Source organism: Bifidobacterium indicum, from assembly GCF_036987015.1.
GTDB classification, from domain to species: Bacteria; Actinomycetota; Actinomycetes; order Actinomycetales; family Bifidobacteriaceae; genus Bombiscardovia; species Bombiscardovia indica.
The window spans coordinates 921,230-947,419 of the sequence record NZ_BTXM01000001.1; the positions used below are offsets into that span (position 1 = coordinate 921,230).

Sequence of the window (26,190 nt, forward strand, 5' to 3'; positions counted from 1 at the left end):
GAAAGACCCGTGTTTGTAACTTGCCCTTGCTATTCTGGCCTCGTCCGTAGTCCGGTTATTTCCAATTCGCGAGCGCAGCTCAGGAAGGCGAACCATGGAAAAGTTGGGAATGCTCTACCAAGGCAAGGCCAAGAAGCTCTACGAAACAGATGATCCAGACCTGCTCTGGGTCGAATACACCGACCAGGCAACGGCCGGCAACGGGGCCAAGAAGGAAAACATCGCAGGCAAGGCCCATCTCAACAACCAGATCACCTCGGTGATCTTCAACCTGCTCGGGCGACGCGGGATTCCCAGCCACTTCATCCGTCGGATCTCAGATACCGAACAGCTCAACCGCCGCATGGCCATGTTCCCCCTGGAGATCGTCATGAGGAACAAGGCGGCCGGCTCCTTCGCCCAGCGGTACGGGGTCGAGGAGGGGACCGCCCTCAAGCAGCCCGTCCTGGAGTTCTTCTACAAGTCGGACGCCCTGAACGACCCCTTCATCAACCGCGATGACATCCTGGCCCTGGGTCTGGCCTCCGAACAGGACCTGGACGTCATCGCCGCCAAAACCCGTGAGATCAACCAGGCCCTGATCGCCATCTTCAAGGCCATCGACGTGGAACTGGTGGACTTCAAAATCGAAATGGGGCGGTCCTCGCAGGGGATCATCCTCCTGGCCGATGAGATCACCCCCGATACCTGCCGCCTCTGGTCGACCAGGAACCAGGACCAGGGCATCACCCACCTGGACAAGGACATCTTCCGCAGGGACCTGGGAAGCATCATCCCCGCCTATCAGACCATTCTGGACGGTCTGGCCAGGCTGGACCAGGCGGAAGCACCCAAACAGGTCTGAGACCACCCAGGGGATCCGGTACGGGATAAGCCCCCCCCCCCGGAACCTCTCAAGGCCATTTCCTCACCCATCTTCTTTCTGACTACCTATCACCGCACTCAGAGAGGTGCCTTCCTTGGTCTTCCGTGTCTATACAGAAAAACAACCCGGCTTCGACGTGGAGTCCCGCCAACTGACCGAACAGATCCATACCGTCCTGGGCATACCCCAACTCCAGTCCGTCCGTCTCATCAACCGGTACGACCTGGAAGGGATCAGTCCGGAGCTATTCGAGGAGAGTCTGCCCACGGTGTTCAGCCAACCGCAGACCGACCGGGTCTCCAGAACCCTGGATCGGGCGCTGGCCGCAGAAGACCCTGAGGGGGTCGCCCATGGCGATTCTCCCAGGGTCTTCGCAGTTTCAGCCCTGCCGGGCCAGTTCGACCAGCGGGCCGATTCGGCCGCCCAGTGCATCCAGCTGATCGGTCAGGGGCAAAGGCCCACCGTGGCCACGGCCGTCGTCTACGTCCTCCAGGGTGATCTCAGTGACGAACAGGTGGAGACCATCCAGGATTATGTCATCAATCCCGTCGAATCCCGCCTGACCGGTCTGGACAGGCCCCAGACCCTGCAGCTGGACCTGGGCCATCCGGGTGAGGTGCCGGTCCTTACGGGCTTCCGCGACATGGATGAGCAGGCCCTGCGCGACCTGATGGCCAGCCAGGACCTGGCCATGGACCTGGCCGACATCCGCTTCTGCCGGGACCACTACCGCCAGGAGGACAGGGACCCCACCCTGACGGAGCTCAAGGTGATTGACACCTACTGGTCCGACCATTGCCGCCACACCACCTTCGGCACCGAACTGACCAGGATCGACATCGATGACAGGGTGGTCCGGCAGGCCTTTGACCGGTATCTGGAGATCAGGAAGGACCTGGGTCGACAGGACCGCCGCCTCTGCCTGATGGACATGGGCACGATCGGTGCCCGCTACCTGAAGGATCAGGGAATCCTGCAGGACCTGGACGAGTCCGAGGAGGTCAACGCCTGCACGGTGCGCACCACCGTCGACGTGGACGGCCAGGACCAGGATTGGCTCTTCCTCTTCAAGAACGAAACCCACAACCACCCCACCGAGATCGAGCCCTTCGGAGGGGCCGCCACCTGCATCGGCGGGGCCATCCGCGATCCCCTGTCCGGACGCAGCTACGTCTACCAGGCCATGAGGGTGACCGGGGCCGCCGACCCCAGGACCCCGCTCGAGCAGACCCTGCCGGGCAAGCTCCCCCAGCGCCGCATCGTCCAGTCGGCGGCCGAGGGGTATTCATCCTACGGAAACCAGATCGGCCTGGCCACCGGTCAGGTTCACGAACTCTATCATCCCGGTTACCAGGCCAAGAGGATGGAGGTCGGCGCGGTCGTGGCCGCCACTCCGGCAGACCATGTTCTCCGCGAGGAACCCGCTCCTGGCGACCTGGTCATCCTGGTCGGCGGACGGACCGGCCGTGACGGGATAGGCGGGGCCACGGGGGCCTCCAAGTCGCAGAACGCCGAGAGTCTGGACCAGTGCGGGGCCGAGGTCCAGAAGGGCAATGCACCCGAGGAACGGAAACTGCAACGGCTCTTCCGCCGAAAGGATGCCTGCCGTCTCATCAAGCGCTGCAACGATTTCGGTGCAGGCGGCGTGGCCGTGGCCGTGGGCGAGCTGGCCGACGGCCTCAGGATCGACCTGGACCGGGTGCCCCTGAAGTACCAGGGGCTCAACGGAACGGAGATCGCCATCTCCGAAAGCCAGGAGCGCATGGCCGTGGCCGTGGACGCCCAGGATGCCGGGACCTTCATCAGGTACGCCGGAGAGGAGAACCTGGAAGCCACCGTCATCGCCGAGGTGACCGAAGAACCCAGCCTGCGCATGACCTGGCGGTCCAAGACCATCGTCGACATCCCCAGGGATTTCCTGGGTTCCAATGGCGCCCCCCATCAGGCCGGCGCCCATGTCGCCGCCGGCTCTGCCTACCGGACCCCCTGGGACCACCAGGGAACCCTGGAATCACGTTTCGAGGAGCTCCTGGCCGACATCAACGTCTGCTCCAACAAGGGCCTGGCCGAGCGCTTCGACTCGACCATCGGGGCCGCCACGGTCCTCATGCCCTTCGGCGGGGCCAGGCAGCTGACACCCGCCCAGGCCATGGTGGCCAAGCTGCCGGTGGACGGGGCCACCTCGACAGCCTCGGCCATGGCCTGGGGCTTCAACCCTTGCATCAGCCAGTGCAACCCCTACGCCGGGGCCTACCTGGCCGTTGTGGAGAGCCTGGCCAGGCTGGTGGCGACCGGTTTCAGCCGCTCTCGGGCCTACCTGAGTCTCCAGGAGTACTACCCCAAACCAGGGCAGGACCCGGACCGTTGGGGTCTGCCGGTGGCCGGTGTCCTGGGTGCCCTCCAGGCCCAGCTGGACCTGGGGGTAGGGGCCATCGGAGGCAAGGACTCCATGTCCGGCAGCTTCGAGGACCTGGACGTTCCCCCCACCCTGATCAGCTTCGCGGTCAGCCTGGGCAAGGCGCAATCGGCCGTCTCGCCGGAATTCAAGCGGGCCGGCGACCCGGTCTACCTCCTGACCCCCGACCTGTCCGGGAATGGGCCCCTACCCCGAGCCCAGGGTCTCAGGGACGTCATGGACCTGGTTGAGGACCTGACAGGCAAAGGTCTGGTCCGAGCGGCGGCCACGCCCGGATATGGGGGCCTGGCCCAGTCCCTCTTCGAAATGTGCCTGGGCAACCGGCTGGGAGTGAAGTTGGACTCCTCCATGGATTCGGACTCCCTCTTCCGCCCGTCATATGGCAGCTTCATCCTGGAAATGGGCCGGGATACCCCGGTACCCGAATGCCCTGCGGGAGCCACCCTGATCAGGCTGGGAACGGTTGAGGAACGCTACCACCTGGTCAGCGGCCAGGAGGACCTGGATCTGGAACACCTGGAGGAGGTCTGGTCCCAGGGTCTGGAGGAGATCTTCCCCTATCGGGGCAAGGGAGAGAGTCTTGAAGTCATCGGTCAGGCCGACCGGCAAGAGGATGCCGACCAGACCACGACCGGCAGGCTGACAGCAGATGCCGACCAGGGGAACGCCCCCGACCGGACTGGAGCCAGGCCGGCATCAACCGGTCCGGTCCCGGGCAGCCCGGCCAGGCCCCGGGTCGTCATCCCGGTCTTCCCCGGCACCAACTGCGAGTATGACTCCCAGCGGGCCTTCCAGGGGGCCGGGGCCCAGGTGGAGACCCTGGTCATCAGGAACCTGACCCCGCAGGACGTGGCCGAAAGCAGCCGTGCCCTGGCCGAAGCCATCAAGTCCAGCCAGATCGTCATGCTCCCCGGCGGTTTCTCGGGTGGAGACGAGCCGGACGGATCGGCCAAGTTCATCGCATCCTTCCTCCGTTCCGACCGGGTGGCGGATGCGGTCCGAGACCTCCTGAAGAACAGGGACGGCCTCATGCTGGGCATCTGCAACGGATTCCAGGCCCTGATCAAGCTGGGGCTTGTTCCCTACGGCGACATCGTGTCCACGGAGCCCACCGCCCCCACCCTGACCTACAACACCATCGGCCGTCATCAAAGCAGGCTGGTCCGCACACGGATCAGCTCCAACCGCTCCCCCTGGCTCTCCGCCTGCCATGTGGGAGACATCCACACCATGGCCATCAGCCACGGCGAGGGGCGGTTCGTCGCCGATCAGGCCGCCCTGCAGACCCTGGTCGAACAGGATCAGGTGGCGGCCCAGTACGTGGATGCCGAGGGCCGGCCTTCGATGGACCTGGACGTCAACCCCAACGGGTCCTCCCTGGCCATCGAGGCCATCACCAGCCCCGACGGGAGGGTCCTGGGCAAGATGGGCCATACGGAACGCAGCGGCCCCGACCTCTACCTGAACATTCCCGACAGGTCCTTCCAGCCGCTCTTCCGTTCGGGGGTGACCTACTTTGCCGACTAGCACTTCAACGGCAGCCGTTGCAACCATGTCCAATCCTGAAAGGGATGCAAGCCATGTCACTGGAGCTTGAAAACATCCACGAGGAATGCGGGATCTTCGGTGTCTGGGGCCACCCGGACGCGGCCAGGCTGACCTACTTCGGCCTGCATGCCCTCCAGCACCGGGGTCAGGAGGGGGCGGGCATCGTCTCCAACGACCAGGGCCACCTGATAGGGCGGCGGGGACTGGGCCTCCTGACCCGGGTCTTCCCCGACGAGGCCAGCATCTCGGAGCTGACCGGGAACAGGGCCATCGGCCATGTACGCTATGCCACCGCCGGGTCCGCCTCCATCGACAACATCCAGCCCTTCGTCTTCCGTTTCAGGGATGGTGACCTGGCCCTGGCCCACAACGGGAACCTGACCAACTGCCAGAGCCTCAAGACCCGACTGGAGGAGGAGGGGGCCATCTTCCGATCCAACTCCGACACCGAGGTGCTCATGCACCTGATCCGCCGGTCCCGGCACAAGGACTTCATGGCGGCCCTGAAAGAGGCACTGACCCAGGTGCACGGCGGCTTCGCCTACCTCCTGATGACCGAGGATGCCATGATCGGTGCCCTGGACCCCAACGGGTTCCGCCCCCTCTCCCTGGGTCAGCTGAGCAACGGGGCCTACGTCCTGGCCTCCGAAACCTGCGCCCTGGACGTGGTCGGGGCCAGGCTGATCCGCGATATCCGCCCGGGGGAGATCGTCCGTGTGGACGACTCAGGCTACGGGATCGAGTCCTACACCGACCACACCCAGCTGGCCATCTGCTCCATGGAGTTCATCTACTTCGCCAGGCCCGACTCCAACATCTACGGGGTCAACGTCCACTCGGCCAGGAAGCGGATGGGGGCCAGGCTGGCCCAGGAGTCCCCGGTCGACGCCGATATGGTCATCGGGGTGCCCAACTCATCCCTCTCCGCGGCCTCCGGGTACGCCGAGGCCTCGGGACTGCCCAACGAGATGGGTCTGATCAAGAACCAGTACGTGGCCCGGACCTTCATCCAGCCCAGCCAGGAACTGCGCGAACAGGGCGTGCGGATGAAACTGGCCGCCGTCCGCGGCGTCGTGGCCGGCAAGCGGGTCATCGTCATCGACGACTCCATCGTCCGGGGAACCACATCCCACCGAATCGTCCAGCTCCTGCGCGAGGCCGGGGCCAGCGAGGTCCACATGCGGATCGCCTCCCCTCCCCTGCGCTACCCCTGCTATTACGGAATCGACATCCAGCGCACCTCGGAACTGATCGCCGCCAAGAAGTCGATCGACGAGATCAGGGACTACATCGGCGCGGACTCCCTGGCCTACCTGAGCCTGGACGGGCTGGTGGACTCCATAGGCCTTCACGAGGATGGCCCCTACCAGGGCCTTTGCGTGGCCTACTTCAACGGGGACTATCCGACCGACCTGGATGACTACGAGGAATCCTTCCTGGCCTCCCTGACCGAACAGGACAAGGAGGGCCTGTCCAGGACCAAGGGGTCCTACGGGCTGACCATGCCGGTAGAGAGGAAGGACCACCGGGCCGCAAACCACACTTCCACGTCCATGAGTCCTTCCGGAAAGACAGGAGAGCAGAACCATGCCAGGAGCATATGAGCAGGCGGGCGTCAAGGTCGAGGCGGGCTATGAGCTGATCGAGCGGATCAAGTCCCATACCGCCAGGACGGCCAGGCCAGGTGCAGGCCAGATCGGCGGATTCGGCGGCCTCTTCGACCTCTCCTCCCTGGGATACCACCAGCCGGTCCTGGTCTCGGGCACCGACGGGGTGGGTACCAAGCTCATGGTGGCCAAGGCCGCCGGGAGGCATGACACCATCGGCATCGACTGCGTGGCCATGTGCGTCAACGACATCATCGCCCAGGGTGCCGAGCCCCTCTTCTTTCTGGACTACATCGCCTGCGGCCGCAACGACCCGGCCCTCCTGGAAGAGGTGGTCAAGGGGGTGGCCGACGGGTGCGTCCAGGCCGGGGCGGCCCTGGTCGGGGGCGAAACTGCCGAGATGCCCGACATGTACCAGACCGACGAGTACGACCTGGCCGGATTCACGGTCGGCGTGGTCGAAAAGGAGAGGATCATCGACGGGAGCGCCATCCGGCCCGGGGACCTCCTGGTGGGTCTGCCCTCCTCCGGGGTCCACTCGAACGGATTCTCCCTGATCCGCAAGGCCCTCTTCGACCAGGGTGGACTGAGCCTGGATGTCCGTCCTGACGGACTGGGCGGCCTGACCCTGTCCCAGGAGCTCCTCAAGCCCACACGGATTTACGTATCGGCCCTGAAGCCGCTCTTCGACCGGGGTCTCCTGCATGGCGTCGCCCACATCACCGGAGGCGGATTCGTGGAGAAGGTCCCCCGGATCATGCCCCAGGGTACAGCGGCCGAGTTCAACATCGACTCCTGGAAGGTGCCGCCCATCTTCGACCTGATCGAACGGTGCGGCCAGGTGGACCACATGGAGATGTACAACATCTTCAACATGGGGGTGGGCATGGTCCTGGTGGTCGACCCGGCCAGGCTGGATGCCGTCAAGTCCGTGCTGGACCAGGAGCATGAGGCCTTCCATCTGGTCGGACGGGTGGTCGAGGGCCGGGGCGAACGGGTCATCCTGACCCGGGGCGACTGAAGCAGCAAGCTTGAAAAGGAGACGAAGATGTCGGATAGGATTCTGGTCATCGGTTCCGGAGCCAGGGAGCACACCATCGGTGCCACCCTCCTGGCCGGGCGGAGCGTGGACGAGGTCTTCTGCGCCCCGGGCAATCCGGGCATGGTCCTGGACGGTATCCGCCTGGCCGATCTGAACCCGGCCGACCCGGCCGCAGTGGTGGATTTTGTCCATCGAAACACCATTGATTGGGTCTTTGTCGGCCCAGAGCAGCCCCTGATCGACGGCCTGGTCGACCAATTGACCGCGGCCGGCATCCCCGCCTTCGGCCCCACCAAGGCCGCCGCACGGATCGAGGGCTCCAAGGACTTCGCCAAAGCCCTGATGAGGCGGCATGGGATTCCAACGGCCGCCTATGCCACCTTCGACAACCTGGAATCGGCCCGGCAGCATGTGCGGGCGCACGGGGCACCCATCGTCATCAAGGCCGACGGCCTGGCTGCCGGCAAGGGGGTGACCGTGGCCCTGAGTCTGGACCAGGCCCTGGAGGCCCTGGAACAGATCTTCGTCGACAGACGCTTCGGCCAGGCCGGGGCCAGGGTGGTCATCGAGGAGTACATGAGCGGCCAGGAATGCTCCCTGATGTGCTTCGTCAGTGGCGACCGGGTCTGGCCCATGCCCCTGGCCCAGGACCATAAACCCGCCCATGACGGCGACAAGGGCCCCAACACGGGGGGCATGGGCGCCTACAGCCCCCTCCCCCAATTCGGACCGGATCTGGCCGCCACAGCCCTGGAGACCATCGTCAGACCCACGGTCAGGGCCATGGTCGAGGAGGGCACGCCCTTCACCGGCATCCTCTATGCGGGGCTCATGGTCACCGACCAGGGCCCCAAGGTGGTCGAGTTCAACGCCAGGATGGGAGACCCGGAGACCGAGGTGGTCCTCCCCCTCCTGACCAGCGACCTGGCCGCAGGCATCAGGACCCTGATGGATGGAGGGGAGCCGAACTTCACCTGGTGTCAGGACCGGAGCGAGATCTGCGTGGTCCTGGCGGCCGACGGCTACCCCGGTTACCCGGAGAAGGGTGCCAGGGTCCCCCTGATTGGGCCCGGAAAGGACCTCCAGGCCTACTATGCCGGGGTGGCTGGCTCCGTTCAGGACGGACTCACCGCATCCTCGGGTCGAACCGCCGTGGTCCGGGCCGGTGCCCCCGATCTCCGGATGGCCCAGGAGAGGATCTACACCCTCCTGGACGGTCTGGACACCACCGGGCTCTTCTACCGTCACGACATCGGGCACAAGGCTCTGGAAACCACCTGAGCCTGATCTCCCTGAACGCGGCAGGAGCCGCCTGCCCCCATCGGATCGGCGGCTCCTCCTGAAGCGTGCAGGAGGAGAATCCTACTGGCCGGATGAGGATTTCTTCCCCTCCCGGTCTTCGTGCCCATCCAGTCCCGGCTTGGTGGCCTGGGCCGCGGCATCACGCCTGGCCGCTTTCTCCTGCCTGGCCTTGGCGGCCCTGGCGTCGGACTTCCGGGTGGGCGTGGACATGAAGCCAGTCTTCTTGAGGTACTGCTTGCCGGCGACGATGTCATACTGGATCAACCGGTAATCCTCCATGAGCTGTCTGGTCTTCTTGTCGAATTTCCTGGCATCCATGGGCCTGCCATCGGCATCCAGGTAGTTGGTCTGGCCCTCGGGTATTCTGTCCCAACCCTGTATCTGATTGGCCACAGGGGGCTCCAGGGCGGAGATCCGCTCGTGCAGACGCGTCAGGAAGGCCGTATAGGGCGAAACCTTGGTGTCCATGTGCTCGGCCGCCTGGGCCTGGAAGAAGTTGGGCGATGTGTAGCGGCTGTTGGGGTTCTGCCGACCGGCGGAGGTCGATGCCGCATTGGACCAGATGAAGTAGTCGGTCAGGTGAAGGGCCAGGGAATTCTTCTTATCCCAGCTTGCCGTACCGTAGATTCCGGGCAGGTGATCCCCGTAGAAGACCACGGTCACCGGTTTCCTCTGCTGTTCCAGGGAGTCCAGGAAGTCCTTGGTGGCCTGGTCGGTCAGGCTGACCCCCTTGGCATAGGTCCTGATCGAATCCATCTCGTCCTCACCCAGGGGCCGGTCGGGATCGGAGGTGGCCACCGTGAACTGGTTATTGTCGTACCAGTCGGTGTAAGGCATGTGGTTCTGCATGGTGATGATCTCGATGAACTGGTTGCCCTGATCATCACCCATCTTCTCCAGGGCACTTTCATAGGAGGCCTTGTCCGAGGCATACTGGCTCCGGTCGATCCTCTCCTGATGGGTGATGTAGTCAGGCCCTGTCAGGGAGTAGAAGTGGGAGAAGCCGAACTTCTTGTAATTGTCGGCCCGGGAGTACATGGAGGACTCGTAGGGGTGGAAGGCCTGGGACTGGGAGGGCTTGGGCCAGGCGCGGTTGACGGTCGGAATCCACTGCAGGTGGGGGATCACCTGCTGGTAGGGCGAGGTCAGCGAGGGATCGAAGTTGGCCATGCTCAGGCCGGTCATGGCCTGGAACTCCAGGTTGGCCGTACCCCCGCCATACCCCGAGGAGAGCATGAGACCGCTGGTGGTCTCCTCCTTGATCTGCCGGATGTTGGGCATGGGATCCTCGTTCAGGCGGACACCGGGCACCCTGGTCGGGTCAGAGTAGGACTCGGAAAGAATGTAGACCAGGGTGGACTCGTCGGTGTAGGCCGACCTGTCCCGGTTGATCTTCTCCGCCTCCGACCCGTAACGTTTGGCCAGGGACTTCATGGTGGCCTGGCTGTAGCCGGCCGGCATCTCCATGACCTTGGGCTTGAGCTGCCGGGAGAAGGAGACGAAGACCCCGTTGCGTTGGGCGTCATAGACCGAATCCCACATGGAGGGCATGTCACCCATCCACTGGGAGACATGGTAGGCGGGGCTGCCATAGGTGCCGACCGTCGACATGAAGACGGCCACCACCAGGGCGGGAACCAGAACACCGACCAGCCGGATCGAGGCCCCCAGGGGCTTGTTGCCTGTGCGGACCCAACGGCCACGTTTGGAGTCCATCCGGGTCAGCAGCCAGCAGACCAGAACCAGCAGGACCAGGGCCACCAGACCGAACAGGATCATGGTCAGGGCCCCGGAGGGAATGAAGGAGACCAGGCTGCCCGCATCGGCTTGAAGGAAGTTCAGGTCTGAGGGAAGCACGGTCTCGTATCTGGATTGCACCTTGAACCGCTCGATGATCGCAATGACGGTGACCGCGGCCAGCATGAGACCGGAGGAGATCCAGAACCGGTTGGTCATGAAGATCATGGCGGCGTAGACCAGGCCGATGGCCAGCATGTTGAGGATAAGAACGAAGCGTTGGGCGGTCCACATGGCCGAGATGAACCCCCAGAACCCGATCAGGGGGTTGGAGAGCTCCACCCGGGAACTGGCCAGGGAGACCCCCCATTGCAGGATGCCCACCAAAACGAAATCCATGCAGATGAAAATCAGTGCGTAGACCCACCACTTCGGTGAGAAGCGGTCCTTCAAGCCCCCCAACCTCGAATGTGTACGCTCCTGCCCGGTCCGAGACCCTTGGGCGGACTCAGGACCGGCATCTGTTTCACTCACGAAAACTCCTGACCTCAGATATACATTTCAAATTCTGCGAGATGGGGAAACCATCGAGAACACCATACCAGTGCAAGTCTTCACAGCCGACCAGACAATCCAGAGGCGAAAACCGGCATCACCCATTGCCGCCGACCGACCAGGACATGAGGGATCAGCCGGCCGCCGTGGCGAATTCCTTGATCAGTGCATCGATCCAATCCTCCAGGCTGTTGTACTTGGAGGGCATCTGCTCACTGATCTGGACGATGGGGACCTTGGAGGTCCTGGCCGTTCCGGTGATTTGGTCGGTGAGGCTGTTGGCCTCCTGGGTGTTGTAGACGAGCAGGTCCACCTTGGCCTCCCTGAGGAGTTCCCGGAACCGACGGATGTCATCGGGAGAGGGCTCGCTCTCGTTGGCCACGGCACGAAGGTACCCCTGGGGTGTCAGATCCTCCATGCCCAGGTCCTCGGTCAGGTAGCTGGCCACGGATTCGGTGGCGGCGAACCGCTTGCCCCGGGTGCTCTCCTTCACCTTGGCGATCCGCTCGTTGAGCCTGGTCTGATCCCGGTTCCAGGCCTGGTTGAGCCGGTCGAACCGGTCAGCTTCCCGGGGTCGCAGCTTCTTGTAGGTCTGGGTGAGGGTCTTGGCGGCAGAGGACCTGGTCTGTGACGAGAACCAGATGTGCGGATTATCGCCGGTCCGGTGCCCAGATCGGGCGGCCAGGTCGACCAGCTCAACACCATTGGTCTGGGCGGCCTTGGCGGCCCATTCGTCCACTCCGGCTCCGTTGACGATGACCAGGTCGGCCTTGCTGATCATGGCTATATCCGCCGTGGTGGGTTCATAGTCGTGGGCATCTGTGGAGGTGTTCCGAAGGACCGTCTTCACCTCGACCTGGTCTCCACCCAGCCGCGTGGCCAGGGAGGACCACTGGTTGATGCTGGTGACCACGGAGATCGGCCCCGATTCCGACCCATCCTGCTTGGAAGCGCCACACCCGGCCGAGGTGGCCAGAAGGACCAGGCAGACCAGGGCCGAAATGATGGCAGGGAGGGATGACGACAGACTGCGTTTGGGCATGATTCCGTGGAACTCCTTCTCCGGACCTGATGCTTCCGGACGTCTTTACTGAGATTGATTATCAATAAGGTCAGCATCGTCCATCCCATGGACAGTCACCTGCGCCGCTCCCACCTTCACGGGTCGGATGATAGGCACCGACACGCCGGAACCCCGGACTGGCACCGCCTTTCGATTCGATCAGGTTCAGAAGAGGCATCTCCTGTTGGGAGGATTGGATAGTATTGAGGTTTGCAAAAACGAAACAGCCTGTAGGGTACACGAGAATAAGCAGTCACTGTTGGCGGCGAGGGAATTCCATCCATTACGGATGCTCCCCCACCGCCCCGGATGAAATCCGTATGGAAGGATCCTATGCTCAAGTGGTTGGCTCAGATTCGTCTGACATCAGGGGGGCTGCCCATCGCCCTGTTCGCCTTGACCGCCCTGGCCCTGGTGGTCCTGGTCGTCATTGCACTCCTGGACCGTCGCTTCAAGGACCTGCTCCGCCAAGTGGGGATGGGAATCATCTGCGGTGCCGTCGGTCTCCTCCTGGCCTGGCTCCTCTCGGACGTCTTCATGGTCTTCGGAGTCTCCCTGGGCTGGATGGTCATCCTGGCCGTGGGCCTGGGTTTCCTGGCCGCCGGATTCTCGGTCATGGCCCTGATCCACAACCATGGTTGGCGGAGGGTCCTGGCCGCCCTCGCCATCCTTCTCACGGTGCTCTCCACCGCCCTGCGCATCGACATCATCTACGGCGAGTTCACGACGGTCGGGTCCATCTTCAGCGTGCCCATCTATCCGAACCTGACCAGGACACCCCCCGAACGGGCCACCATGTCGGTGGAGGAATGGCGGAACCTGTCCAGTGAGGGGAGGACCCCCAGTCATCCTGCCCAGGGGCGGACCTATACGACCAGAATCGTGGGCACGGAATCGAACTTCCACGCCCGTCCCGCCGACATCTACCTTCCACCGGCCGCCCTGAGCACCAAGCCGCCGGCACTCCCGGTCTTCGTGCTCCTGGCCGGCCAGCCCGGCAGCCCGGACCGGCTCTTCACGGCCGGTGGCATCCAGGACCTGATGGACTCCTACGCCGCCCGCCACAATGGCCTGGCTCCGATCGTCGTCTCCCCGGACCAGAACGGTTCCTCCACCCACAACACCCTATGCGTGGATTCACCTGTCTACGGGAATGCAGAAACCTACCTCAGCAGAGACGTGCCTGCCTGGATTCGGCAACACCTTCCCGTGGCGGCACAGCCTTCCATGTGGGCCATCGGCGGATTCTCCCAAGGCGGCACCTGCTCCACCCAGCTGGGGCCACGCCATCCAAAAATCTATGGAAACATGCTCCCCGCCGACGGGGAATTGGAACCCACACAGGGCAATCAGGACCAGATGATCAAGGACTACTTCGGCGGTGACCGTGCCAAGTTCCTGGCCCAGGTCCCCACCCGGGCCATCGCCGCCAAGGCACCCTCCGGGCAGGCCCTCTTCACGGCCGCAGGCTCCATGGATCCCCACTCCCAGAAGAACATGATGGCCATCGCCAAGGCCGCCAAGAGCGCAGGAATGACGGTCGAAGTTGTGGTGGCCCAAGGTTCCGGGCATGACTGGCACACGGTCAGGACAGCCTGGAAACCCGGATTGGAATGGCTGGGGGAACGTATGGGGTTGGGCCCCATGGACCGGGCAATAGAAGACCATCCCAACATCACCCGACTTCAAGTACGGTGATTCCTCCCGACCACCGACAACAACAGGAATCGAAGCGAACATGGAAACAATGCAAAAGGGCCCGAACATGATGGAGAAGTCAGCCCGGGCCGCTCTGGCCCAGGACCTGGTCCGGTGGTTGCAACGACATGTCCTGGCAATCAGCTTCACCCTGGTCCTGGTGGCGGTCAACCTCTTCTCGTGGCTGATCATCTGGTTCCTGCGCCTGCCCCGGACGAACAGGATCGGTACCCCCTTGGCCGACCTGATCACCCATAAGAACACGGCCCCCCTGCCCGGGTCGCATGAACCGGATCTCCCCCTTCAGTTCGCCAGACTCCTGGTCACGCTCTTCATCACGAGCGGACCCATGCAGCTGATCGTCGACTCCCTCCTGGTCCTGGTCGTGCTTTGCATCGCCGAAACCCGTCTCGGCAAGCGCAGAACGGTTCTGGCCTGCCTGTTCAGCGCCGTGGGCGGCGCGGTCATCGGCCTGCTGATTTGCGCGGCCATCAACACCCTCCAGGACCACTGGTCATGGTTCCTGCGGATTCCCATGACATTGAACCCGATCACCCTGGTCATCGGCGCCCTGATGGCCTCCATTCCCTTCAGCGACTTCCTCTGGCGCAGACGTATCGGCCTGGTCGGCTACACGTCCCTGATTCTCCTGGTCCTCTACACCGGCAACCCGGGCATCTACTGCGCCTTGGGTGCCGCCCTGATCGGCCATCTGGTCGGCCGCATCTGGCACGGCCCCGTCAAGGATGCCAACCTGACGGGCAAGAGCGGATCCTATGAGACCAGACACCTCCTTGGGGCCGTCTCGACGGTCCTGGCCCTGGGCCCCCTGGTCACGGCCTCGTCCAAGGTCAAGGCGGGATTCTTCACCCCCCTGGGCATGTTCCTGAGTCCTGACCACGCCACCAGCGCCAGTCTGGCCCGCTGCCTGGCCAGGAACAACAAGGCCAGCTGTTACGCCCAGTACGGGTTCACCCCCGGCCACACCGTCGGCGGGGCCATCCTGACCCTGCTCATGCCCACCCTGGTCATGCTGGCCATCTCCTGGGGCATCTATCACGGCCGCAGGGTGGCGGCTGCCGCAAGCCTGGTCCTGAACGGCCTGACCGTGGTGCTCGCCCTGCTCTATTACCTGGTCTTCCCGATGACCATCGGCGACGGTCTCACGCGTGCCATCCGACACGGAGCCATCCCCTCCCTCCTGGTCATATCCCTGCCGCCCTTGATCTTCTGCCTCTTCCTCATCCATAACATGCGTATCTTCCTGGTACGCACCATATCCTCCCGCCTGCGCATCGGCTGGGGGGCCATCCTGATCGGTTTCGTGGCCACGGCGGCCGGATACATCTTCTACGCCTCGGCAAGCCCCACCTCCTTCCGGCCCTCGGCCACCATGAGCACAATCCTGTCCGAACTGCCGGAGCTCTACCTGCCCAACGGGATCGCCGGCCGGTTCCACCCATCCATGGTGCCCCGGACCCTGACGGGCGTCATCGTCAGCGATGCCGTCGGTTTCATCTTCTGGATGGTCTTCCTGGTGGTCCTCCTCGACTGGATGCGCTCCTCGGTCATCCGGAACGAAAGCGAGCACCTCAGGGCCGGGACCCTGGTCCAGTCGGGTGGCGAAAGCATGTCCTTCATGACCACCTGGGAGGGGAACAGCTACTGGTTCTCCCCCACGGGACGCTCGGCGATCGCCTACCGGGTTCTGCACGGCATCGCCCTGACCACCACCGGCCCCTTCGGGGATTCTGATGAATTCATGACCGACCTCGATGATTTCACCCGGTACTGTTCCCAGCACTCCTGGTCGCCGGTCTTCTACAGCGTCCACAAGCCCCAACGCGACCAGCTGGCCCTCCGGGGCTGGTCCACCCTGAAGGTGGGATCCGAGATGGTCATCACCCCCAGCCAGTGGCAGACCCGGGGTAAGAAGTGGCAGGACATCCGCACCGCCATCAACAAGGCCAAGCGAGACGGAATCACCGACGTGCTGACCACCTTCAACGACGCACCCTGGGACGTCCAGTCCCAGATCGTAGACATCTCCGAACAGTGGGCCGAGCTCAAGGCCTTGCCCGAGATGAAGTTCACCCTGGGTGGTCTGGACGAGCTGCGAGATCCCCGCATGATCATCCTCTACGCAATCGACGCCGGGGGGACCGTCCTGGGGGTTACCAGCTGGATGCCCACCTACCGTCAGGGACGGGTCATCGGATGGACCCTCGACTTCATGCGGCACCGGACCGACAGCCCCAACGGGATCATGGAGTTTCTGATAGCCCGCATGGCCGAACGTCTGCGCGACCAGGGCACCGTCGACTTCATGAGTCTGTCAGCCGCTCCCCTGGCCGGAATGGACCCCGACCAGGACGAGACCCCCGCCAATACCGAGTTCCTCCAGCACGCCCTGCAGATGGTGGCCGATCTGATGGAGCCGGCCTACGGGTTCCGCTCCCTCTTCTTCTTCAAGAGGAAATTCCAACCCACCGAACACCCCGTCTACATCTGCTACCCCGATCCCGCACAGCTCGTACAGATCGGACTGGCCGTGGTCCAGGCCTATCTGCCCAACCTGACGGCTTCCCAGGCACTGGATGCCCTGAAGGCCATCATGCCCAGCGGCTCCTCCAAGGAGAAGTCCAAGGAACAGGGCCCGGAGGCCGGGGACCATGGGGGTGAACCGGGAAACACCCCGAAGAAACCCGATAAGCATGAAGGTGAATCTCGGACTTCCCGGAAAGGTGAGCCCCAGACCTGAGCGGCCCGTTTATTCGTCGGTCTGGGTTGCCTGGCAGTCACCGCAAAGACCATATACCTCAAGGGTGTGGGATGAGACCGTGAACCCATGCGCACTCGCCACCGACTGGAGCCACCCATCATCCGGAGGCGTGATCTCGATTGTCCTTCCGCAGGACTCACAGACCAGATGATGGTGGTGGTGACGTTGGGCCGTGCAGATCCGATACAGGCGCAACCCACCATGCTCTATGCAATCCAGGTTCCCCGACAGGTGGAGGGCGTTGAGCCGACGGTAGACGGTGGCCAGACCGATCCGGCACCCCGAGTCGTTCAGGACCTTGTGCAGGTCCTGGGCCGAGACGAAATCATCCTGTGCATGCAGGGCCTGCCAGACGGCATCCTTCTGTCTGGTCTTCCTGGAAGCACTGGCAGTCATCGTTCGGCACCCTCCTTGAGCTCTTTCACCCTACAGCACAGGGGCAAGGAGGGTAAGGTGTTTCGGCTCAGCGCAAGTCATCCCAGCAGCCGGTGGCCTCCAGATCCCGGGCCGTGGCCTGGGGGTCATCGGTCAGGACGGTCAGATGGCCCATCTTCCGGTTGGTCCGCACCTCGGCCTTGCCGTAGTCGTGCAGATTCCACTCCGGGTGGGCGGTGAGCTCTTTCAAGACCGGCTTCACATGCTGGCCCAGTACGTTGACCATGACGGCCGGGCTGAGCAGGCGGGGCTGGTCCAGGGGCCATCCGGCGATGCCGCGGATATGGGCATCGAACTGGTCCATGGAACAGGCCTCAATGGTGTAATGGCCGGAGTTGTGCGGGCGTGGGGCCAGTTCATTGACCACCAGGCTCCCGTCCTGCATCAGGAAAAGCTCAATGGCCAGGGTTCCGGCCAGTTCGAACCCCTCGGCCAGCCTCAGGGCCAGCTGCCTGGCCTCCTCCTCGACCTCGTGCCCGACCCCTGCCGGTGCCAGGGTCATGTGCAGGATGTTGTGACGGTGATCGTTGCGGACCAGCGGGAAGGCCACGTACCGGTCCCCGTTGCCGGTCACCAGGATCGAGGCCTCACAGGCAAAATCAACGAACCCCTCCAGAATCGATGGCGGGAATCCCTGGCCATCGGCCTCATCCCTCCTGGTCCGTTCAACCACCTGATCCAGGTCCTCCTGCGAACGCAGGACCACCTGTCCGTGACCGTCGTAGCCGCCGGTGCGGGTCTTGAGCACAGCCGGGTAACCGAGTTCGTCCAAGGCCTTCTCCAGGTCGTCCATTCCGTCGACCTGCCGCCAGCGTGCCGTGGCGGCACCATGTTTATTGATAAAGGTCTTTTCATGGACCCGGTCCTGGGTGGTCCTCAGGAGATCCGTCCCCTGGGGTATGGCCACCTGATCCCTGACCTTGTCCAGGGCATCGGCATCCACATTTTCAAACTCATAGGTCAGCACGTCACTGCGCTCCGCCAGCTGACGGATGGCGTCCTGGTCATCGTAATCGGCCACGATCTGGAAATCGGCCACCTGGTCGACCGGGCAGTCCGGCGTGGGGTCCAATACGCCGATTCTGAACCCGTGGTACCGGGCGCTCAGAGCCATCATCCTCCCCAGTTGGCCACCCCCGACGATGCCGATGACCGCACCGGGCTCCAGGTGGTCGATGCGCCCCCCGGTTTCCTCAGACAAGCTCGGCATTGGATTCCTCGACCTTCTTGGCCAGATCCTGACGGTAGTCCTCCAGGGCCTTGGCCAGACCCTGATCCGTGGCGGACAGGATGCCAACGGCCAGGAGACCCGCATTGGCGGCACCCGCCTTGCCGATGGCCGTCGTGGCCACGGGGATGCCGGAGGGCATCTGGACGATGGAAAGCAGCGAGTCCACGCCGCTCAGGGCGTGGGAGCGGACAGGTACACCGATGACCGGAAGGGTGGTCTGGGCGGCGAGCATGCCAGGCAGGTGGGCGGCCCCTCCGGCCCCGGCGATGATGACCATGATGCCCCTGGACCTGGCCTCATGGGCGAAGTCGGCCATGAGGCCGGGAGTCCGATGCGCCGAAATAACCTGCTTCAGGTAGGGAACATGGAACTCGTCCAGGATCATGCAGGATTCCCGCATCGTCTCCCAATCGCTGGACGACCCCATAACAACTGCAACCAGGGGCTTTTCGCTGACCTTGTCAACCATTTGGACCTCCCTCGCTTGGCACTCCCGATAGTACCCAGCCCCGCAGAGATTCCCGGACGGGAAACCGGTCGAAACCGTGCCGATTGTAAATTCCTGGAACCCTGGGCATCCGAATCGTGTCAGTCTGATGGATGTTAGGGCCAGGCATCGTGAACAAATGGTGCTCTCGATATCACCGTATCGGCCAGCCGATAGAATCGTTGCCACACGTATGGTCATGATCCACAGACCGGAAGGACGGAAAACGGACGGGCATGGGTACACTTCTCGATCGAATCGACTCCCCTCAGGACCTGAAAGGTCTGACCGAGGATGAGTTGGACCGCCTGGCACAGGAAATCCGTACCCTCCTGATCCGATTCTGCAGGCGGTACGGGGGGCATCTCGGCTCGAACCTGGCCGTCGTGGAAGCCACCATCGCCATCCACCGGGTCTTCGACCTGCCCCATGACCATTTGGTTTTCGACGTTTCCCATCAGGCCTACACCCACAAGATCCTGACCGGACGGCGGCTGGCTTTCTCCGACCCGGAGCACTTCGGGAAGGTGTCCGGTTTCACCTCCCCCAAGGAAAGCGCGTACGACGACTTCGTCCTCGGGCACACCGGCACCTCGATCTCCTTGGCCTGCGGGTTGGCCAGGACACGCGACCTGACCAGCGGCACCGGCAATGTCATCGCCCTGATAGGCGACGGTGCCCTGAGCAGCGGACCGGCCTTCGAAGGGCTGGATTGGGCGGCCGAGCAGGGCGGCAACCTGATTATCGTCGTCAATGACAACGAAATGTCCATCGCCGAAAACCATGGCGGGCTCTATCGGACCCTGGCTGGGCTCAGGGAGACCGGCGGCCGATCCGACCAGAACCCCTTCCGCGACCTGGGGCTGGATTACCGCTATGTGGAGGAGGGCAACTCGATCGAGCCGCTGGTGCGGACCTTCGCGGAGGTGAAGGACACCGACCACCCGGTGGTGGTCCACATCCATACCCGCAAGGGACTGGGACTCGGCCAGGGAAGGGGCGAGGAAACCGGGACCGGTTCCGGTGAACCGACCCTGCCGGCCCTCCCCGCCGAGGGACGGGTGGAGGCCAACCACTGGCAGAACGGCATTGCATCCAACGGCAAAGCACCCAATTCCCGCAAGGTCTACGGGAGAATGGCCATGCAGGCGCTTCAGAGCCGCTTCCCCCAGGAGCCCGGACTGGTGGTCATATCCCCTGCCACCCCCTTATCGAACGGCATCGATCCTGATTTCCGTCGGCTTGCCGGCCGCCACTACATGGACGTGGGCATAGCCGAATCGCACGCCGTGGCCTTTGCGGCAGGGCTTGCCAAGGCCGGAGGCACCCCGGTGGTGGCCACATCGTCCACCTTCTTCCAACGTGCCTACGACCAAATCGAACAGGAAATGGCCATCAACGGCAGCGCTGTGACCCTCCTGACCTTCTCCAATGGACTGTCGGGAACCGATGCCACCCATTCCGGGGTCAGCGACATCGCCATGATGAACTCCATCCCCGGTCTGACCTGTCTGGCGCCCGGAAACGGGGCCGACTTCCTGCAGATGCTGGCCTGGGCCACCGGACCAGCCCGTCGACCTGTCGTCATCCGCGTACCCGGCGAGCGCACCCTCGCCTCGGAACGTGCCGCCGGCCTGCCCGATACCATGGAATCCAGAATCGCCGGGGGATCCAGAATCAACCTGGATTCCGGATCGGCTGTGGGATCCACAACCGCTCCCCAATCCCAGCCGGCTTCCCTGTCCAGCCTTTCCGATGCCTCCCCCGACCAGACCGACCCATGGGAGTCCTATAGAATCGTCAGAAAGGGCCGTACCGTAGCTCTCCTGGGCCTGGGCGACATGCTTCCCCTGGCATTCCAGGCGGCCGATTCCCTCCAGGCCCAGGCCGGCATCAATGCGACGGTTGTGGACCCACGGCAATATTCCCACCCCGATAAGGACACCCTGGAAACCTTGGGCAAGGACCACAACCTGATCGTCACCATGGAAGACGGTCAACTCCCGGGTGGTTGGGGGCAGGGAATCGCGGCTTTCTTCGGATCCGACAGCACTCGGGTCCTGACCTTCGGAGCCGACAAGGAATTCAACGACAGGGTACCACTCACGGATCTCAGCCAGCGGTACCGTCTGAGGACTGAGGATATGACCACTGCCATCCTGTCCGCGCTCGAGGGCAAAAACTAGATTTCTTCAGCGTATGTCCAACGCCTCGCCCCGCAGCCTCCGGGCTCAAGTCAACGACATCGCTCGGTGACTCGCTGGACCGGCCCTGTGAGTACAATATAGGAGTTCGGCCCCGTAGCTCAGCTGGATAGAGCAACTGACTTCTAATCTGTAGGTCGCGAGTTCGAGTCTCGCCGGGGTCACCAACCAAGGTCTTACTCCTCATTGAGGGGTAAGACTGTTTTGGTGACTCCATGCAGCATGCGGGAACCTACCTGTGCGACCCTTGTGCGACCCATAACTGGCAAAACAAAAAATCAACGGCACACCTTGTACCTACCTTCCTGGTCTCTGCCGTCTCCTCCGTGGCCTGTACCGAATGGCGGCCAGGTCGGTCCTGATCCGCTGATGGATCGCCACCTGTCTCTCCCTCTCCTGTCGGTCTATTGCCTGGTTTCCGCTCCTGATCTTTGAACTCATCAAGTCGCTTGAAAAAAGACAGCGAGACACTCGCAACGGTCCGCCGGTGCGGGGATGCGCCTTGGGCGGTTGCCGGGTATCTGGACGGCCACCCCCCAGTACCATGGAAGAGAGGCTCGATGCCCGGCAAGCTGCCGACAGGGCCCCAGGAGGCTACACATGAGTGCTTTCCATCAGTTGCTGGTTCTGGGTAACGGCTTTGACCTCGAATGCGGATTGGCGTCCACCTTCGCCGACTTCGAGCTTCCTCGCCTGGGTTCGCTCGAACACGCGGGGGGGAACCCGGGATTGCCTGAGCAGGAGGGACAGGGGCAATCCCAGGCGACCCCATCGGGCCAGGACGATGCCACGTTTTACCTCGATGCTCGGGGCATCACCGTCTGGGACCTGATCCTTAGGGAGTACAGGAAGGAACGCTCATGGTTTGATGTCGAATCGACCATGGGAGATTGGCTCGAACCCTCGTCGCCCCACTTGGGTCCGCTCTTCCAGGCAGCCCAGGAGTGTTCAACCGCCAAGGAGGGGGCAAGGGCCGCGGTCAACTTGGACCGCACGAGGAACCTGTCGGAATTCCTAAGCCTGGACATTGACGAACAGGTCGCCATCATGCTGGTGGACACCGACGGTTGGGATGGGAAAAGCCGCCCTGCGCTCTTCGACTGCCTGATGGACCAGACCCACCGCTTCGAGCAGGAATTCACCAGGTACCTGATGGACCAGGTCAAGTCCAATAATCGCTACCTGAAGAAATGCCGCAGGCTGATCACCAACCTGGTCAATGATCGGCTGCCCGACCCCGACTCGCTCCGCCCCTGGGAGGACAAGCCGGAGAAGATCGAATATGACGAGAACGGGAAACAGTTCAAGGGGCACCCTGAGGACGTTTCGATCCTGGACTTCAACTACACCAGTCCCCTGGCAGGCCTGCGCGATTGCCCGTCCATCACGAACATCCACGGCAACCTGCTGGACCGGAACATCATCTTCGGCATCGACGGCTCGGATCTGAGGGCCACGGACCCCGACTACACCGATACGGTCAAGTTCACGAAGACCTTCCGCCTCATGGCCCTGAGGCAGAACAACAACACCACCATCATCCACCCGCACATCGATGGACAGCCCGGTGAAGAGACGGCGATCATCAAGTTCTACGGCCACTCACTGGGACCTGCCGACTACTCCTACTTCCAGTCCCTCTTCGACACCGTCGACCTCTACGCCAGTCAGACCAGGCTCATCTTCTACTACAACGAACTCCAGGGAGGGAATTCCGATCCCGAGCGGGGACACATGATAGCCGAGGAAATGTATGAGAAGGTCAATCAACTCATGACCAGGTACGGGGAGACCCTTGACAACGAGAACCACGGACGGAACCTTCTCCATAAACTCCTCCTGGAGGGCCGACTGAGCGTGGCACCATCTCCTCGCTGAGCAGATCCATCGGACCCCTTCCCAGCCGGGTCTATCCGCATCCGGCCTGATCAGGAGACCCGCAGGAGCCCGTGCGCACCCTTTTCGGCCAGACTCATGACATGGTTGACCATGGGGTAATCCCCCGGCTGGTCGACACTGAACTCCACGAAGCCTCCCTGGGCCGGCAGGAGGGGCAGAACCTGCGCCCCGGCCTGGACCGATACGGACGGATCCGAACCGGCCGTCCCGCCGATCAGATAGCGCCCTTCGGTCCAGACCGTATCGAACTGGGTGCCGACCACATGGAAGGCCAGCGACTGGTTGGGCCCGGCATCCAAGACCCAGATGCGAACCCGGCCGCCGACCTTGAGTCCAAGCGGGTGGGCGTCATACTGGAACGCCCGTCCGTTGAAGGTCATGATGTCCGGCTTCATGGCCGACACCTTGTCCGGGTCCGCCGTTCCCCCCTTGGCGCCCAGGTAGATCTCGGACTGGACCAGGACGTACTCGGCGGCGACGGCCGGCAGGGTGCCGTCATCCACGACCACCGCCCCGTACATGCCGTTGGCTATGTGATTCGACATGGGGTCGCTGCTGCAGTGATACATCCAGATACCCGTGTGTTCGGCCTTGAAGGTGTAGTGGAGGTCCTTGCCGGGCTCGATGTTGCGCATCATGGTCTGGGGCACGGCCGGACCGGCGTGGAAGTCGATGGAATGGCTCATGCTGCCCTTGTTCCTGACCGTGACCTCGAAGGTGTCTCCCAGCCGCCCCCTGAGCACCGGCCCCTGCGCCAGGGGACGCGATCCGGAATCGCGGGAATCGTCGGCATCATCGAAGCTCCAGACGGTTCGGTCCAGTCCGGGAGCCACTTTCTCCTTGCGCTCCTTGACGTCCAGGGTGTACCGCCTGACCCCCGCCTGACCCCCGCCCTTCAGCGGCGGAAGGGCCGCCTTGGCCGGGTCCGATCTATCGGCCTGTGACTTGAGTTTGACCGTCGTTGGGACGGCAGGGGCCGGATCGTCGCCCGAATCCATTCCCGGCATACCTTCCGTGGTGTGGGACCCGGCCGTGGAGGCGGCCCCCTTGACCATGACCCTCAGTTCCATACCCATCTGTCGATGCCCGGCCAGGGAGCACCATCCCAGGGTATTTGCCCCGATCACACCGACATCGACCTTGGCGGTCCGGGTGACCGGAACCGACCCTGTTTCCCTGCCGTTGGCGAAGACCAGGTCATGGCGTTGGTCACCGGTGTTGTGGAAGTCCACGACCAGGCGGTCGCCTGCCGGCACGGTGATTTCGTCAGGGACAAAGGCCATCCCCTTCACGTTCACGGAAACCCGGGTGGTGTGGCCGGTCGGCTTGACCCCATGTGCCGGGTCCTGGACCAGGGACGCCTTGTCAGCCGAACCGCTCCGCATGACCGAAGTATCACCCACTGGCCTGGCCAGACCTGGACGCACCACCATCAGGACCATCCCGACCACCAGAAGCAGGACGGTGAGGGCGGTCAGGACCAGGTCGATGCGGAGCACCGTGGTCCCGGACCTCGCGGACCGCGAATCCGCACCCTCTTGCCGGTGCCCCCTCTTGGATGCCAGGATCCGCTTCCCCGAGACGGCCAGATAGACCACGGTCACCATCATGGCCAACATGCCCAGGACGTTCAGGGCGTTCCCCACCTTCCACATGGGCGTGAAGAGTCGAAGGGTACCCAGAAGTCGGATCAGGAGCCCGACCTGCATGAGCCCCCAGGCCACCCAGAGCAGGTGGTGGAAGGGCAGCGGCCTGCGGATGACCGAGGGGACGATCATGCAGACGTGGGCGATGACCATGGTCATGATGAATCCGATGGCAAGGGCGTGCAGGGCCATGTCGCCCCAGTAGGTCCGAGAATCCAGAGGGGCCACCATCCATATCAGGGCCGCCAGCAGACCCCAGGCATAGGCGGACAACATGCAGGTCCCCATGAACCCCGGCAGGCCCCCATGGCGGAAGGTGGCCTTGGCCACGTCATGGCTGACCATGACCAGGAGGAGCACGGCCAGCGACAAACCCAACAACGGGTATCCGACCCGTGGTGTCAGCGATTGGACGGGAAGCATCAGGACCAGAAGCAGACACAGTCCCAGGATGCAGGATTCCAGGCGTATATCGGAAAAGACGACCCTGGCCAGCTCGACCCGCTCCCCCACAACGGTCAGCACCAGGAAGAGCAACCAGGCCGGGGCCAGGACGGCGGAATCCAATCCACCCACCCAGCCAGCCGCCCCGACCAGACCAACCAGGGAGCCCAGGACCTGTATCAGGACCTCGGTCGATGCCTGCCTCTGCCAGATCGCCACATACACCGCGGTCAGGGCCAGCATGGACAGGGTCCAGGGAGTTCCGGCCAGAAGCTCGATTCTGGCCAAGCCCGGGGCAAACCCGAAGGCTGAAGCCACCAGGACCAGGACACCCAGCAGAGCCCCGACCAGACCCAGGGCCGGTGCCAGAAACCCCCAACGCGGTTTATCCGACCCGCCGCTTCGGTAGGCCACCGCCCGTTCCAGCCCTATGGCCGAACCCAGGAATCCATAGACCATGAGGCCACCGTGCAGATCGGCCAGGGGAACCCTGCCCGAGGGGTGGATCAGATCTGCACGAATCAGTGCCGCCGCCAGGCCGAGCAGGGCGGCCAGACCCGCTCCGACAAGGAGGACCACCCTGGATTTGGGCAGGGTGAATCTGTCTCCTGTCCTGCGCGTCGTCTTGCCATCCTGCATGGATATCGACCACCTTGTGCTGGTTTGATATTTAAATGGATAGTTATACAATTTAATGGATGACCCCGGAAATTCAACCCCCACACCACCAACCCACGAGCCCCGCAACACGTCGGAACGGGGAACAGATACGCTCCGCAATCCTGGAGTACCTGCGCGGGGACACCGGTCATGGCGGTGAGGGCCTCTCCTCACACCAGATCGGAGTGATCTTCGGCATTCATCCGACAACCGCCCGGTTTCATCTCGAGCGTCTGGTAGGCCAGGGCAAGCTGATCCGCCAAGAGGCCGGAGACTCCGCGGCAGGTTCCCCGGGCGGCCATAGAGCCAGGCGAGGCAGACCGACCATCGTCTATATACCCATAGACCATGAACGAGCCCGAGGGAACTTGATTGCCTCGCTCTGCATGGCCCTCGAATCAGCCACAGCCGTTTCCGAGGACAGGACCGATTCGGCCCTGAAGGCAGGACGGGCCTGGGGGCTGGAACTTGCCAGTCAAGAAGACCGGAGAAATGACGAACGGGCACCCACCAGTCCATCAGAACTGCCACTTGGCATCCTGGAAGGTCTTGGATTCGCACCGGAGCCG

Annotated in this window: 15 protein-coding genes and 1 tRNA gene; 10 read left to right on the forward strand and 6 right to left on the reverse strand. The window is 63.3% G+C overall.

The window, feature by feature from the left end; genetic code table 11:
• Window positions 1-94 precede the first annotated feature (94 nt).
• From purC to purD, 5 genes are all read left to right on the forward strand, one after another.
• A complete protein-coding gene (gene purC, locus AACP59_RS03965) occupies window positions 95-844 on the forward strand; it encodes a phosphoribosylaminoimidazolesuccinocarboxamide synthase (RefSeq protein ID WP_339349976.1) in 750 nt (249 codons plus the stop codon).
• Between the two features lie 115 nt (window positions 845-959).
• The gene (locus AACP59_RS03970) at window positions 960-4,808 is read left to right on the forward strand and encodes a phosphoribosylformylglycinamidine synthase (RefSeq protein WP_339349977.1); all 3,849 of its coding nucleotides are present in this window, start codon (window positions 960-962) and stop codon (window positions 4,806-4,808) included.
• A gap of 53 nt (window positions 4,809-4,861) precedes the next feature.
• Entirely contained in the window at window positions 4,862-6,433 is a 1,572-nt protein-coding gene (purF, locus tag AACP59_RS03975) for an amidophosphoribosyltransferase (RefSeq protein ID WP_339349979.1), read from the forward strand.
• Window positions 6,417-7,457 carry a phosphoribosylformylglycinamidine cyclo-ligase gene (gene purM / locus AACP59_RS03980; RefSeq protein WP_339349980.1) on the forward strand — a complete coding sequence of 347 codons (1,041 nt, stop codon included), beginning with the start codon at window positions 6,417-6,419 and terminating at the stop codon, window positions 7,455-7,457. Before purF ends, purM begins: the two co-directional genes overlap by 17 nt.
• Window positions 7,458-7,484: 27 nt before the next feature.
• Window positions 7,485-8,759 (forward strand): phosphoribosylamine--glycine ligase, encoded by a 1,275-nt coding sequence (gene purD / locus AACP59_RS03985; protein ID WP_339349982.1) that lies wholly within the window; start codon window positions 7,485-7,487, stop codon window positions 8,757-8,759.
• 81 nt (window positions 8,760-8,840) lie between these two features.
• On the opposite strand, the gene AACP59_RS03990 is transcribed toward purD, so the two are convergent.
• Together AACP59_RS03990 and AACP59_RS03995 are read right to left on the reverse strand one after the other, a co-directional pair.
• Window positions 8,841-11,051 carry an LTA synthase family protein gene (locus AACP59_RS03990; protein ID WP_297316983.1) on the reverse strand — a complete coding sequence of 737 codons (2,211 nt, stop codon included), beginning with the start codon at window positions 11,049-11,051 and terminating at the stop codon, window positions 8,841-8,843.
• A 154-nt stretch (window positions 11,052-11,205) separates the two neighbouring features.
• Entirely contained in the window at window positions 11,206-12,114 is a 909-nt protein-coding gene (locus tag AACP59_RS03995; RefSeq protein WP_339349984.1) for a metal ABC transporter solute-binding protein, Zn/Mn family, read from the reverse strand.
• A gap of 330 nt (window positions 12,115-12,444) precedes the next feature.
• Between AACP59_RS03995 and AACP59_RS04000 the strand changes: the two genes are divergently transcribed.
• Both AACP59_RS04000 and AACP59_RS04005 read left to right on the forward strand, forming a co-directional pair.
• Window positions 12,445-13,833 carry an alpha/beta hydrolase gene (locus AACP59_RS04000; protein WP_339349985.1) on the forward strand — a complete coding sequence of 463 codons (1,389 nt, stop codon included), beginning with the start codon at window positions 12,445-12,447 and terminating at the stop codon, window positions 13,831-13,833.
• A 67-nt stretch (window positions 13,834-13,900) separates the two neighbouring features.
• Complete coding sequence (locus AACP59_RS04005) at window positions 13,901-16,594, forward strand: bifunctional lysylphosphatidylglycerol flippase/synthetase MprF (RefSeq protein WP_297316986.1); 2,694 nt, start codon at window positions 13,901-13,903, stop codon at window positions 16,592-16,594.
• 9 nt (window positions 16,595-16,603) lie between these two features.
• On the opposite strand, the gene AACP59_RS04010 is transcribed toward AACP59_RS04005, so the two are convergent.
• The 3 genes from AACP59_RS04010 to purE form a co-directional block, all read right to left on the reverse strand.
• Window positions 16,604-17,011, reverse strand: a complete 408-nt coding sequence (locus AACP59_RS04010; RefSeq protein WP_297316987.1) for a Fur family transcriptional regulator — start codon at window positions 17,009-17,011, stop codon at window positions 16,604-16,606.
• Window positions 17,012-17,078: 67 nt separating this feature from the next.
• Window positions 17,079-18,260, reverse strand: coding sequence for a 5-(carboxyamino)imidazole ribonucleotide synthase (gene purK, locus AACP59_RS04015; RefSeq protein ID WP_297316988.1), 1,182 nt, complete (start codon window positions 18,258-18,260; stop codon window positions 17,079-17,081).
• Window positions 18,244-18,750: a 5-(carboxyamino)imidazole ribonucleotide mutase gene (gene purE / locus AACP59_RS04020; protein ID WP_339349987.1), complete on the reverse strand. Its 507-nt coding sequence runs from the start codon at window positions 18,748-18,750 to the stop codon at window positions 18,244-18,246. Before purE ends, purK begins: the two co-directional genes overlap by 17 nt.
• Window positions 18,751-19,004: 254 nt before the next feature.
• Between purE and AACP59_RS04025 the strand changes: the two genes are divergently transcribed.
• The 3 genes from AACP59_RS04025 to AACP59_RS04035 all read left to right on the forward strand — a co-directional run bounded on the left by AACP59_RS04025 (window position 19,005) and on the right by AACP59_RS04035 (window position 22,850).
• Window positions 19,005-20,954, forward strand: coding sequence for a 1-deoxy-D-xylulose-5-phosphate synthase (locus tag AACP59_RS04025; protein ID WP_339349988.1), 1,950 nt, complete (start codon window positions 19,005-19,007; stop codon window positions 20,952-20,954).
• A 108-nt stretch (window positions 20,955-21,062) separates the two neighbouring features.
• Window positions 21,063-21,139 (forward strand) — tRNA-Arg (locus tag AACP59_RS04030).
• A 433-nt stretch (window positions 21,140-21,572) separates the two neighbouring features.
• A complete protein-coding gene (locus tag AACP59_RS04035) occupies window positions 21,573-22,850 on the forward strand; it encodes an AbiH family protein (protein WP_339349989.1) in 1,278 nt (425 codons plus the stop codon).
• 50 nt (window positions 22,851-22,900) lie between these two features.
• On the opposite strand, the gene AACP59_RS04040 is transcribed toward AACP59_RS04035, so the two are convergent.
• Window positions 22,901-25,600 carry a DUF8744 domain-containing protein gene (locus AACP59_RS04040; RefSeq protein WP_339349991.1) on the reverse strand — a complete coding sequence of 900 codons (2,700 nt, stop codon included), beginning with the start codon at window positions 25,598-25,600 and terminating at the stop codon, window positions 22,901-22,903.
• Window positions 25,601-26,190: the final 590 nt, after the last annotated feature.